The following is a 12415-nucleotide window of genomic DNA, read 5'->3' on the forward strand; positions in this document are numbered from 1 at the left end:
TCGTTCTCGAAGCCATCTCGGCCCACCGTCTCCGTCCGGCCAATACACCTTACGAGTACCGTCATTTCTGGCCGAGGAAAAACTTAACGTCGTGTCCGGGATTTGTTGACCACTACATTGCCATTTGTTTCTTCGGCAAAAATCGCAGGGAGCGATTTCAGGCGCTCTAGATTGAGCGCCCCGGCCGACTTGAATTCGGGTTCTTGCTCGGCAGTAATGTAGATACGACCTATTGAGACCTCGTCTCTACGGTCACTCCATCTGCCGGCTCTGACCAACAAATTGAACATTGAGTCCATTCCTCCGTAGCTACAAAGCTGTCATTAAGCTGGCATAACCGAGCCAAAACCACCCATTCAGGCACAAAAAAGGCACTTGCGATAAACGCTAAGTGCCTGATTTGTATAGCTTGTTTGGTGGAGCCGGGGGGATTTGAACCCCCGTCCGCCAGTACTCCGCTGTCGGTACTACATGCGTAGCCGTTTCTATTAAGTTAACCCTCAGCGACCCGAAGGGCAGGGTGCTTTGGGCGAGTTGTGTAAGTTTTAGCCGCTTCGTCCACAACGTACTGCACGGCGATTCTGTTCTATATGACAATCACTTTGGGTTTACAGACATCCCCTGGTGATTGCTGGACCCGAAGGTACCAGAAGCTCAGGATCTAAAGCTGCTTACGCAGCGAGAGAGAATTCCTGGCCGTAGGTTTCGTCATTGGCAACTATAAGTAGTTGCAACAGTGGATTTACGAGTTCTGTTACCAACTCGGCATGCACCTAAAGTTTCGCGACCGGCGTCGAATCCTAAACGGCCCCGTGCCCGTTGCCCTGTGTATCAAAGTGAGCAACAAGCCTGTGCAGTGTACGCCAATGCGCCTCAGAAGGCCAACCGGAAGGTTGGCCGCGATTGATTTTGGGCTGGGATCATTCCTCAGTTTGCCATCGACAATGCCTGGCTGGCCTCGGTGGCGCACTTTTTGTAGTCCTTGGCGGCTTCTGACGCTTGGGCGCTGGCCAGCAGTCTTTTGATCTCATTTAAGTTGTTCGTGGTCGCTGGCAGCGTATTCACTTTGGCTTCGAGCTCTTGCAGCTTGCTCGTACACAGGTTGTTGTCCGCAGCAAATACGGGAGAGGCCAACATTGCAGCAGACATGAACAGACCAGCGAGTGCGGTGCGTTTCATGGGTATCTCCTTGTGCTGATGGTCTCGGTGCTGCCGTATGATCGGGCGGCTCGGCCGAGGTCGAAAAACAAGCCACGATTGAAATGGCCTACTTAAAAGACTACGAAGCTTCGCAGGAATTCGGTTTTCTCACAAAGGGTATGAAAAAACTGTTTGATAGGAGCGAAGGTACTAAAAAGCGGGGCAATTGCCCTCAATGCCGATCAGTTGAGCTAAACGCGATCTGTAGCAGCTGGCGAAGCCTGCGTTCGGCTGCGAAGCAGTCGTAAATCCTGCACACGCGGTTTGCCTGAAAGATCCGGGGGCTGATTTGACGACTGCTGCGCAGCCGAACGCAGGCTTCGCCAGCTGCTACAGGGGGTGTGTGTCACCTGAGATTTTCTTGACTGATTGGTATTGGGCAATTGGCCCTTGCCGCTGGTGAGCTTTTTTCGGGAACGCTTCTCTTCTTCGGCGGATTTGGCAGGGTGTCGATTTTTTTCACCGCGACACGGGCAGTTGGCAGCACCAAACCCTGGATGCAACAAAACCCGCATCTGGCGGGTTTTGGTTTGCTGCGTATTGGGTCGAGTCGGGGGATTTGAACTTCAGTTCGCCGGTACTCCGGTTACTTCCCGCCCTTGTTCGCGTTCTTGAGGTCCTGGATCGTCTGGGTGGTCTCGGCGATGCAATCATCAGTGCCTTTCTTGGTGCCTTTTGCCTGATCGGCCTTGGCTTGCTTGACGCTGTCCATGACCTGGTCAGTCATCTCCGGAGAGATCTGTGCTTTGGCATTTTCGATGGTTTTCAAGTTGACCGCACAGAGGTCTTCGGCGGCAAACGAGGTGGATGCCATCAGCGAGGCAGTAACGAACAGACCTAACAGTACAGAACGTTTCATGTGTATCTCCTTGAACTGAGGGTCCAGGCATCGCTGGCCATCAGGACGGGCTGCCGAGTGTGGGGACGGTCCCGAATGTGCGGGACTTGATCAGTGGACTGCGGCGCCGCGTCAGGGTTCTATTTTTTCTTTAGTTCGCCCGCGCCCGCGTCACCCGATCCACCAGGTAGACCAGCCCGTGGTAGTCAATGCCACCGTGTTGCGTCAGGCCGATCTCACAGGTGCGGCTGGTGGAAATCCCCTCGCTGCAGTGTTGCACCGCGTCCTTGAGCGTGCGCAGTGAATGGGCGTTCAGTTCCGGTGTGGTAAACCCCTTGTCCCCCGCAAACCCACAACAATGGATGCCTTCAGGGATGACCACGTTGTTGCTGCATTGACGCGCCAGATCAATCAATGCCTGGCTCTCGCCAAGGTGTTGCGTACTGCAGGTGACGTGCAGCGCAATCGGCGCTTCCTGGGGTGTGAAATCCAGTCGATCGATCAAGTGCGTACGAATGAAACGCACCGGGTCGTACAGGTCGAGTCGAACATCGCCCAGGTCCTGAACCAGGCGCAAGGTGCAGGGGCTGGTGTCGCAGTAGATCGGATCGAGCCCGCCGCGGCTGGCGTGCAGCAGCGCGCCAATCAATTCCTGGCGCTTGTGTTCGGCTTGTTCGGCGTAGCCTTTGGACGCGAAGGGCTGGCCGCAGCAGAGGCGGTCCTGGTTGTCCGGGAACACGACCTGGTAGCCGGCCTTTTCCAGCAGCCCACGGGTTTTGTCGTACAGCGACATTTGCTCTTTATCACCCGCCGCCGGGCCCATGACCCGCGAAACACATGCCGCGAGATACACCACCCGGGGGCGTTCGTCCGACACGCTCGGGCTGAAGCGAATGGCTTTTTCCGGCTGGGGCATGGCGTTGGTCCATTGCGGGACCTGGCCCTTGGACAGCCGCGTCAGCGTTGCCGACAGCTTCGCCAGGCGTGGTGCTCCCAGCAGCATGCGCGCACCGTTGGCCACGTGCAGGGTGAAGCGCGCACCTTGCAGCGCCGTGGCGAAGTTACCTTCCAGCCAGTTGGCGGTTTTCGTGTGTGTCGCCTTACGACTGCGGAGCTTTTTCACCAGCTCGCCGGTGTTGATGCCTACAGGACAACGTTGTGCACACAGCCCCGTGGCAGCGCAGGTGTCGATGCCCTGGTATTCGTAAGCGGCTTCGAGTTCGGTGGTGTCGACGCCGGCGCGTTGCTTCGCCTGAATATCGCGCCAGATCACGATGCGCTGGCGCGGGCTCAGGGTCAGGCCTTTCGACGGGCAGACCGGCTCGCAGAAGCCGCACTCGATGCACTTATCCACAATCTCGTCGGCGGCGGGCAACGGTTTCAGGTGCTTGAGGTGGATCTGTGGGTCGTTGCTGAGCACCACGTCCGGATTCAAAATGCCGTTCGGGTCGAGCAGGCGTTTGAGCTGCCACATCAACTGGTAGGCATCGCTGCCCCATTCCAGCTCAACGAAGGGCGCCATGTTGCGACCTGTGCCGTGCTCAGCCTTCAGCGAGCCACCGAACTCCACGGCGACCAATTGCGCCACGTCGTCCATGAACGCCTGATAGCGTGCGATTTCTTGCGGGTTGTTGAAGCCCTGGGTGAAGACAAAGTGCAGATTGCCTTCCAGCGCGTGTCCGAACAGGATCGCTTCGTCGTAGTGATGTTTGTCGAACAGCTCGATCAAGCGGTTCACGCCGATGGCCAGTTGCTCCACCGGGAAGGTCACGTCTTCGATGATCACCGTGGTGCCGGTTTTGCGCACCGCACCGACGGCGGGAAAGGTGTCTTTGCGGATCGCCCAGAGCCGGGCGTTTTCCACCGGGTCTTCGGTGAAGTCGACTTGTTTCTCCACCGGGAACGCGGTCAGGGACGCCATGATTTGCGCCAGTTGTTCGCGCAGTAACGTCGACGAGGCGGCGCGGGATTCGATCAACAGGGCGCAGGCATTGTTCGACAGCTGCTGTACGAAATCCGGCATGCCGGGTTTGTCCTGCACCGAGCGCAGGCTGCGACGGTCCAGCAGTTCCACGGCGGACACCGCTTGGCTTTTCAGTACGGTAACGGCGTTGCAGCAGGTTTCCACGTCCGGGAACACGATCAGCGCCGAGGCCTTGTTCGGGTGGTCGATGACCGTGTCGTAGGTCACCGCGCTGATGAAGCCGAGCGTACCTTCGGAGCCCACCAGCAAGTGGCTCAAGATATCCACAGGCTCGTCGAAATCCACCAGGGCGTTGAGCGACAGGCCGGTGGTGTTTTTCAGACGGTATTTGTGGCGGATTTTTGCCGCCAGTTCGGCATTGGCCCGGGTCTCGCGGCCCAGTGTCGCCAGACGCTCCAGCAGTTCGCCGTGGCTCTGACGAAACGCCGCCACACTGGCTGCATCTTCGGTGTCGAGACGGCTGCCATCGGCCAGCACCAGGCGAATGCCCGCCAGGGTGTGATAGGTATTTTGCGCCGTGCCGCAGCACATGCCGCTGGCATTGTTGGCGACGATGCCGCCGATCTTGCAGGCATTGATCGAGGCCGGGTCCGGACCGATCTTGCGTCCGAATGGCGCCAGCCACGCGTTAGCCTGCGCGCCGATTACGCCGGGTTGCAGGCGGATTTGCGTGCCTTGGCCACGAATCTCACGACCGTTCCAGTTCTCCCCCAGCACGATCAGCACGGAATCGCTGATAGCTTGCCCGGACAGGCTGGTGCCGGCCGCCCGAAAGGTCACCGGGACCTGATCCCGTTGCGCCAGTTTCAGCAAGGCAACCACTTCGTCTTCGGACTCGACGCGGATCACCAGTTTGGGCGTCAACCGGTAGAAACTGGCGTCGGTACCGAAGGCCAAGGTCGACAGCGGGTCGTCGAAACGTCGGTCTTGAGGGATCAGTTGCTGCGCATCACGCAGGAAAGCAGTCGGTAGTGTCATTGGTCCTCCAGGATCAATACCACCAGGTCTTTCGGACCGTGGGCGCCGTAGGCTAGCACTTGCTCGATGTCGGCGGTTTTCGACGGGCCGGACACCAGCAAGGCGTTGGTCGGCATGCCTTGGGCCCACTCGAACTCCTGCTGCACTTGATAGAAGTTGTCGCGGATTTCGCTGGCCTTGAGCAGGGCGAAATGCACTGGCGGCACCAGGCTCATCAAACGCGGTTCTTCCCGCGTCGGCCAGAGAATCAGGCTACCGGTCGCGGCGATTGCGCCGAGGGTGGTCGTGAGGCTGGCCGGGGTGTCGTTAAACAGTTCGGCTTTCCATTCCTCTACCGGGCGGTCGTAGGATTTGAGCGTTGGCAGGTCGGGATTGTTCGACCAGTGCCGAGTGACCCGTTGACCGTGAGGAGTGGTCGGTGCGATCAGCAGGCTCGGCAACTGACGATCCTGCAGCAGTTGTGCCAATAGCTCGGGCCAATCTTCGCCCGTAGTCAGATGGATTTCGGTGTGTACCGCTTCCATCAGTTTGCGCAGTTGCGGGATCCGTTGTTCAGGCGTGTAGGTGTAGGGCGCAGTCACCAGTTCGACGTCGAATTCGTCAGGCACCGGCGTAGTGCCGGTCAGGCTGTTCCGCAATTTGGCGAGGATGTTTTGCTTGGCGCTCATCAACGATCTCCCAGTTTGGCCAGATGCTCGCGGGCCATGTCATGCAGCGAGCGGGCAGCGGGTTTTGGCGCGCTGTGGTTTTGCGTCCACGGACCTAGATGACGCGGTGCGAGGGCGCGCAGGCGCGTGGCAAAGAAGCCGAACAGGCGATACAGCGTCGGCGAGCTGTTGAGCCGGGCCCAGGCGTTCCAGATAAAGCGTTCCTTGCGCGAGTACTTGCTGCCCTGGCCGCGCATCACCTGATGCGGGCTGTCCGGGGCCTTGACGTTCTCTTCGCGCAGGCGCCGCAGCAGGGCGGGGATCGGGATTTTTACCGGGCAGACTTCACCGCAGGCACCGCACAGCGACGACGCACTTGGGTGGTCCGGGACTTTCGCCAGGCCGACCAGGTGCGGGGTGATGATTTTGCCGATAGGCCCAGGGTAAACCTCGCCATAGGCGTGGCCGCCGATTCGGGTGTAGACCGGGCAATGATTCATGCAGGCGCCGCAGCGGATGCAGTTCAGGGTCTGGCGCAATTCGCTGTCGGCAAAGGCCTGGCTGCGACCGTTGTCGAGCAATACCAGGTGCACTTGCTGCGGGCCGTCGAGCTCATGTTCCTGGCGCGGGCCGGAGATCATGTTGACGTAGGTGGTGATGGGTTGGCCAAGGGCCGAACGGGTCAGCAGCGACAGCAGCGGTACCACGTCCCGCAGGTTTTCAACGACTTTTTCGATCCCGGTCACGGCAATGTGCACCGGCGGCACTGTGGTGGTCATGCGGCCGTTGCCTTCGTTTTCCACCAGCAGCAGGGTGCCGGTTTCGGCCACGGCGAAGTTGACGCCGGAAACGCCTATGTCCGCCTCGAAGAATTTCTGCCGCAAGACCTTGCGACCGATCTGAATGAGTTGGTCAACGTCCTTGGTGTATTCCACGCCAAGTTTGTCGTGGAACAAGGACGCGACCTGACCGGCATTCTTGTGGATCGCCGGCATAATAATGTGTGAAGGCTTCTCGTGGTCGAGCTGGACGATGTACTCGCCCATGTCCGATTCCAGGCATTCAATGCCCTGTTCAGCGAGGAAATGATTCATCTCCATTTCTTCGCTGACCATCGATTTGCCCTTGATCACTTGCCGCCCCTCGTGAGCGCGGATGATCGAGAGGACGATGCCATTGGCCTCGTCCACCGTTTCCGCCCAGTGCACTGTCACACCGTTGCGGGTCAGGTTCTGTTCAAGCTGCTCGAGCAGGTCGGGCAGCTTGGATAACGCACGGGCGCGGACCGCATTGCCCAGCGCTCGCAAATGTTCTCTTTCATGGGCATCGCTGAAGGACGCTGCCCGTTTTGCCATCAGTGAATCCATCGCACTGCGAAAGTTGTTTCGCAGTTGTGTGTCAGCCAACGCCTCGTGAGCCCGGGTCCGAAAGTCTTCTTCCACGGTAACCGTGGGAATAATCACCGAAGCGTTCATTGAACACCTCCGGTTCGCTGCCAAAGGAAGCTGGCCAGGTGTTGGCCGCGCAACGCTTGCTGCTGTTTCTCCAGCGAGCCGTTGATGTTCATCAAACAGCCGCAATCGGCACTCAGTACCTGGTGCGCGCCGGACTCCTTCAACGAGCGGGTCTTGTCAGCCACCATCGCGCCGCAAATGTCTGGCATACGGACGCTGAAAGTCCCGCCAAAGCCACAGCATTCACTTTCGTGGCTGTGATCGACCCGTTCCACATTGCCCAGCTGCGCCAACAACTCACGGCCGTGCAGGTGGGTGTTCATCTCCCGGCGTGCCGAGCACGAGGTGTGCAGCGCCACTTTCACCGGTGCGCCGCTGTCCTTGAACTGCACCTTGCAGACAAACAGCAGGAACTCGGCCAACTCGTAGGTCCGGGCCGCCAGGGCCTGGACCTGTTGCAACGTGTCCGGCTCGTCCTTGAACAAGTCGGCGTAGTGTTCGCGCAACATGCCCGCGCAAGAACCCGACGGCACCACCACCGGATAATCCCCGGCAAACAGCGCCAGTTGCGAGCGCGCCACGGTCCGGGCCTGCTCGGTGTAACCCGAGGTGTAGGCCGGTTGTCCGCAGCAGCTTTGCTCTTGCGGGTACTCGACACGAATGCCTTCGCGTTCCAGCAGGTGGATCGCGTCCATCCCGGCTTCGGGGTAGAACAAGTCCACCACGCAGGTCCCGAACAGGTACACCCGTGAAGGCTTCTCGCTGGGGTATTGCCGAGGCGTGGGCAGTGGCGGGGCGACGCGGGTCGCGTTCGGCACGGCGTTGTAAAAAAGCTCGCTCATCAGGCGTGTCTCTCGGCCGGTTATCCGTCCGTTGAGGCTGCTGAATATAGAGCCGGAAGCTTTCAGCAGCCTTACAGAGCGGGTGGTGAATAGCTGACGCCGGAATCGTGATCCAGCGTCGGTTTTTTCGGATTTGCTTAGGTCGCTGCCTGTGGTCCTTAGTGCACCAGCATGCCGGTGAGCCAGTAGGCCTGGACGTAGGTGATCAGCCCGACGATCGTTGCAAAGAACAGGCTGTGCTTGAGGGTGAAGCGGAACAGGTCCGATTCCTTGCCCACCAGCCCGGTCGCGGCGCAGGCCACGGCGATCGATTGCGGCGAGATCATCTTGCCGGTCACGCCGCCGCTGGTGTTCGCCGCGACCAGCAACACATCGCTGACGCCGATCTGGTGTGCGGTGGTTGCTTGCAAGGAGCTGAACAGTGCGTTGGACGAGGTATCGGAGCCGGTCAGGAACACGCCCAGCCAGCCGAGGAATGGCGAGAAGAACGGGAACGCCGCGCCGGTCGCCGCCAGCACCAGGGCCATGGTCGATGACATGCCCGAGTAGTTGGTGACGAAGGCGAATGCCAGCACCATGCCGATGGACAGAATCGGCCAGCGCAGTTCGTAGAAGGTTTCTTTTAAAGTGGTAAGACCAATTTTAAAGTTGATCTTCAGCACCAGCATCGAGATCAGTGCCGAGAAGAAAATCGCCGTGCCGGTGGCGGAAACCGGATCAAGTTTGAACACCGCCGGGATAGCGGTCGGGGCGGTCACGATCGGCGCGACCTTGATCACCAATTGATCCAGGTGCGGGATGGCGAAGTTGAAGACCCAGCTGTACATCGAGCCGCCCGCGGCAAACATCGCCTTGAACGGTTTCAGGGTCCAGATGGTGACCAGCACGGTGAGGATCAGGAACGGCGACCAGGCCTTGAAAATTTCCAGCAGGCTGTAGGGCGAAGCCACGGTGGTGCGCTTCTGGCCGAAACCGCCGACGCTGGCGGTGACCACGGAAGCCGAGACGGCGCCGGCGATGTGTTGGCCGGCGGCGCGTTTTGGCTGCCAGACTTTCAGGAACAGGGTCAGGGAAACCAGGCTGACCAGGGCCGAGGTGATGTCCGGCAGTTCCGGGCCGATGAAGTTCGAGGTGAAGAACTGGGTGATGGCAAAGCTCAAGCCTGCTACCAGCGCGGCCGGCCAGGTTTCCCGGACGCCGCGCAGGCCGTCCATCATGAATACCAGCCAGAACGGCACGAACAGTGACAGCAGCGGCAGTTGGCGGCCAGCCATGGCGCCGATCTTGAACGAGTCGATGCCGGTCACTTGCCCGGCGACGATGATTGGAATCCCCAGGGCGCCGAATGCCACTGGCGCGGTGTTGGCGATCAGGCACAGGCCCGCGGCGTACAGCGGGTTGAAGCCCAGTCCTACCAGCAGCGCGGCGGTAATCGCAACCGGCGCGCCGAAACCGGCGGCACCTTCCAGGAACGCACCGAAGCAGAAGCCGATCAGCAGCACTTGCAGGCGTTGGTCGTCGGTGATCGACAGCACCGAGCTGCGGATGACTTCGAACTGGCCGCTCTTGACCGTCAGTTTGTAGAGGAACACTGCCGCGACGATGATCCAGGCAATCGGCCACAGGCCGTAGGCAAAGCCATACCCGGCAGCGGCGAAGGCCATATCGACCGGCATCTGGAAGGCGAAGATCGCGACGGCAATGGATAAGGCCAGGGTGATGCTGCCGGCCACGTGTCCTTTAAGGCGAAACACGGCCAGGGCCAGGAAGAAAAATACGATGGGGATAACGGCCGCGAGCGCGGACACGCCGAGACTGCCGAGCGGGCTGTAGAGCTGTTGCCAGGTTTGCATATGGGGTGGCCCCTAATTGTTGTTGGTCAGGCACTGTCAGCGTTCTTGGTTAATTGGTAATACCAATTTACAATCGCTGTTGGCTAGGGTAAAAGCCTTGTAGGGGGTGTGTCAATTTGCCGCCCTGAAACTTTTGTCGAATAAGCGCGGCAGAACGCATCTGATCTGTTCGCTCAAGCGTCGTCTGGCAGGTGTCGTGACAGCGCCGATAGGCCAGAATAGAGAGCCCGGCGAGCTGCCGGGATCGTGGAGAAATCAGTTATGGGGTTTGATCAAATTCGTCAGCGCCGTTTGTCTGACGATATTGTCGAGCGGCTCGAGGGGATGATTCTCGAGGGCACGCTGAAGTCCGGTGAGCGCTTGCCGGCGGAACGTGCGTTGGCCGAGCAGTTCGGTGTGTCCCGCCCTTCGTTGCGCGAAGCGATTCAGAAACTGGCAGCCAAGGGCTTGCTGGTCAGTCGCCAGGGCGGCGGCAATTATGTGGTGGATTCCCTGGGCTCGACCTTCAGCGATCCGTTGCTGCATCTGCTGGAAAGCAACCCTGAGGCGCAGCGCGATCTGCTGGAGTTTCGCCATACCCTTGAAGCGTCCTGTGCTTATTACGCGGCATTGCGCGCCACCGATGTGGATCGCGAACGGCTGACCGCGGCATTCGACGAATTACAGGATTGCTACACGCGCCACGATGAAGTGAGTCGGGAGCAGGAGGGCGCGGCGGATGCAAAGTTCCACCTGGCGATCGCCGAAGCCAGTCACAACGCGGTGTTGCTGCACACCATTCGCGGGCTGTTCGATTTGCTCAAGCTCAACGTGGTGACCAACATTGGCGGCATGTACAAGCAACGCACCGAGACGCGCGACATGCTGATCAGTCAGCACCGGGAGCTGTACCTGGCGATTCTTGAGGGGCGTGCAGAGCAGGCGCGGGAAGTCTCCAGCCGGCATATTTTGTATGTGCAGGAAGTGTTGGAGGAAGTGCGTCAGGAAGTGCAGCGAATGGCTCGGGCGGAGAGGCGCAAGGGGATATGATCACGTTCAAACGCAAAAGATCGCAGCCTGCGGCAGCTCCTACAGGGATCGCGTTTCAACCCGATTTATCAGGCGAACACCAATCCGTAGGAGCTGCCGCAGGCTGCGATCTTTTCGCGAGCACCACAAAATTCAGACCAAAAGATTAATCTTCCTTGCCCTTGTTCCGTACATTTTGCAGGTGCAGGTGCAGGAAGTGCAGCGAATGGCTCGGGCGGAGCGGCGCAAGGGGACGTGATCGCGTTCAAACGCAAAAGATCGCAGCCTGCGGCAGCTCCTACAGTGATCGCGTTCCAGCCCGATTTATCAGGCGAACACAAAACCGTAGGAGCTGCCGAAGGCTGCGATCTTTTCGCGAGCACCACAAAATTCAGACCAAAAGATTAATCTTCCTTGCCCTTGTTCCGTACATTTTGCAGGTGCAGGAAGTGCTGGAGGAAGTGCAGTGCATGGCTCGGGCGGCGCGGCGCAAGGGGACGTGATCGCGTTCAAACGCAAAAGATCGCAGCCTGCGGCAGCTCCTACAGTGATCGCGTTCCAACCCGATTTATCAGGCGAACACAAATCCGTAGGAGCTGCCGAAGGCTGCGATCTTTTCGCGAGCACCACAAAATTCAGACCAAAAGATTAATCTTCCTTGCCCTTGTTCCGTACATTTTGCAGGTGCAGGAAGTGCAGCGCATGGCTCGGGCGGAGAGGCGCAAGGGGATGTGATCACGTTCAAACGCAAAAGATCGCAGCCTGCGGCAGCTCCTACAGTGATCGCGTTTCAACCCGATTTATCAGGCGAACACAAATCCGTAGGAGCTGCCGCAGGCTGCGATCTTTTCGCGAGCACCACAAAATTCAGACCGAAAGATTAATCTTCCTTGCCCTTGTTCCGTACATTTTGCAGGTGCAGGAAGTGCAGCGAATGGCTCGGGCGGAGAGGCGCAAGGGGATGTGATCGCGTTCAAACGCAAAAGATCGCAGCCTGCGGCAGCTCCTACAGTGATCGCGTTCCAACCCGATTTATCAGGCGAACACAAATCCGTAGGAGCTGCCGCAGGCTGCGATCTTTTCGCGAGCACCACAAAATTCAGACCAAAAGATTAATCTTCCTTGCCCTTGTTCCGCACCGCACGCTGCAACTCGCGACCGGCGTCGCGTTCGCGTTCGGTATCACGCTTGTCGTATTCCTTCTTGCCCTTGCCCAGAGCGATCTCGCACTTGACCATGTGCTTGCTCCAGTACCAGGACAGGCAGACGCAGGCGTAGCCTTTTTGCTGCACTGCCGTGGCCAGCTTTTCCAGCTCGCGGCGGTTGAGCAGCAATTTTCGGGTGCGGGTCGGATCAGCGATAACGTGGGTGCTGGCGGTCATCAGCGGCGTGATGTGGCTGCCGAGCAGCCAGGCTTCGCCATCCTTGAGCAGTACATAACTGTCAACCAGTTGTAGCTTGCTTGCCCGCAGACTTTTTACTTCCCAGCCGGCCAGGACCAGACCAGCCTCGAACTTGTGTTCGATGAAGTAATCGTGTCGCGCCTTTTTATTCTGCGCGATGGTCCCTGTTGGGTGTTTCTTCTGTTTAGCCATAGGGGCGGCATTATAG

At 59.0% G+C, this 12415-nt stretch carries 9 protein-coding genes and 1 other RNA gene; 1 reads left to right on the plus strand and 9 read right to left on the minus strand.

Features of this window, described 5'->3' with window-relative positions; genetic code table 11:
• Nucleotides 1–414: 414 nt before the first annotated feature.
• The 8 genes from ssrA to JFV26_RS17710 form a co-directional block, all read right to left on the minus strand.
• Nucleotides 415–812, minus strand: a transfer-messenger RNA (tmRNA) gene (gene ssrA, locus JFV26_RS17675).
• Nucleotides 813–927: 115 nt separating this feature from the next.
• On the minus strand, nt 928–1179 hold the full coding sequence (locus tag JFV26_RS17680; RefSeq protein ID WP_201194315.1) for a hypothetical protein: 252 nt from the start codon (nt 1177–1179) through the stop codon (nt 928–930).
• Between the two features lie 607 nt (nt 1180–1786).
• A complete protein-coding gene (locus JFV26_RS17685; protein ID WP_201194316.1) occupies nt 1787–2059 on the minus strand; it encodes a hypothetical protein in 273 nt (90 codons plus the stop codon).
• A gap of 130 nt (nt 2060–2189) precedes the next feature.
• Nucleotides 2190–5000, minus strand: a complete 2811-nt coding sequence (locus tag JFV26_RS17690) for an FAD-binding and (Fe-S)-binding domain-containing protein (RefSeq protein WP_201194318.1) — start codon at nt 4998–5000, stop codon at nt 2190–2192.
• A complete protein-coding gene (locus tag JFV26_RS17695) occupies nt 4997–5668 on the minus strand; it encodes a LutC/YkgG family protein (protein ID WP_201194319.1) in 672 nt (223 codons plus the stop codon). Before JFV26_RS17695 ends, JFV26_RS17690 begins: the two co-directional genes overlap by 4 nt.
• The gene (locus tag JFV26_RS17700; RefSeq protein ID WP_201194320.1) at nt 5668–7122 is read right to left on the minus strand and encodes a LutB/LldF family L-lactate oxidation iron-sulfur protein; all 1455 of its coding nucleotides are present in this window, start codon (nt 7120–7122) and stop codon (nt 5668–5670) included. Before JFV26_RS17700 ends, JFV26_RS17695 begins: the two co-directional genes overlap by 1 nt.
• Complete coding sequence (locus JFV26_RS17705; RefSeq protein WP_201194321.1) at nt 7119–7943, minus strand: (Fe-S)-binding protein; 825 nt, start codon at nt 7941–7943, stop codon at nt 7119–7121. Before JFV26_RS17705 ends, JFV26_RS17700 begins: the two co-directional genes overlap by 4 nt.
• A gap of 158 nt (nt 7944–8101) precedes the next feature.
• Nucleotides 8102–9796, minus strand: coding sequence for a lactate permease LctP family transporter (locus JFV26_RS17710; RefSeq protein ID WP_201194322.1), 1695 nt, complete (start codon nt 9794–9796; stop codon nt 8102–8104).
• A 261-nt stretch (nt 9797–10057) separates the two neighbouring features.
• Here JFV26_RS17710 and JFV26_RS17715 point away from each other — a divergent pair, with 261 nt between their 5' ends.
• Nucleotides 10058–10825, plus strand: coding sequence for a GntR family transcriptional regulator (locus JFV26_RS17715; RefSeq protein ID WP_201194323.1), 768 nt, complete (start codon nt 10058–10060; stop codon nt 10823–10825).
• A 1091-nt stretch (nt 10826–11916) separates the two neighbouring features.
• Here the strand turns inward: JFV26_RS17715 and smpB are convergent.
• Nucleotides 11917–12399 (minus strand): SsrA-binding protein SmpB, encoded by a 483-nt coding sequence (gene smpB / locus JFV26_RS17720; RefSeq protein WP_008149046.1) that lies wholly within the window; start codon nt 12397–12399, stop codon nt 11917–11919.
• Nucleotides 12400–12415: the final 16 nt, after the last annotated feature.

Origin of the sequence: Pseudomonas sp. TH31, from assembly GCF_016650815.1 — a bacterium.
GTDB lineage: Bacteria > Pseudomonadota > Gammaproteobacteria > Pseudomonadales > Pseudomonadaceae > Aquipseudomonas.

Coding starts and splice junctions, on each gene's coding strand:
- JFV26_RS17680 (WP_201194315.1), bottom strand. CDS start 1,179: ATGAAACGCACCGCACTCGCTGGTCTGTTCATGTCTGCTGCAATGTTG.
- JFV26_RS17685 (WP_201194316.1), bottom strand. CDS start 2,059: ATGAAACGTTCTGTACTGTTAGGTCTGTTCGTTACTGCCTCGCTGATG.
- JFV26_RS17690 (WP_201194318.1), bottom strand. CDS start 5,000: ATGACACTACCGACTGCTTTCCTGCGTGATGCGCAGCAACTGATCCCT.
- JFV26_RS17695 (WP_201194319.1), bottom strand. CDS start 5,668: ATGAGCGCCAAGCAAAACATCCTCGCCAAATTGCGGAACAGCCTGACC.
- JFV26_RS17700 (WP_201194320.1), bottom strand. CDS start 7,122: ATGAACGCTTCGGTGATTATTCCCACGGTTACCGTGGAAGAAGACTTT.
- JFV26_RS17705 (WP_201194321.1), bottom strand. CDS start 7,943: ATGAGCGAGCTTTTTTACAACGCCGTGCCGAACGCGACCCGCGTCGCC.
- JFV26_RS17710 (WP_201194322.1), bottom strand. CDS start 9,796: ATGCAAACCTGGCAACAGCTCTACAGCCCGCTCGGCAGTCTCGGCGTG.
- JFV26_RS17715 (WP_201194323.1), top strand. CDS start 10,058: ATGGGGTTTGATCAAATTCGTCAGCGCCGTTTGTCTGACGATATTGTC.
- smpB (WP_008149046.1), bottom strand. CDS start 12,399: ATGGCTAAACAGAAGAAACACCCAACAGGGACCATCGCGCAGAATAAA.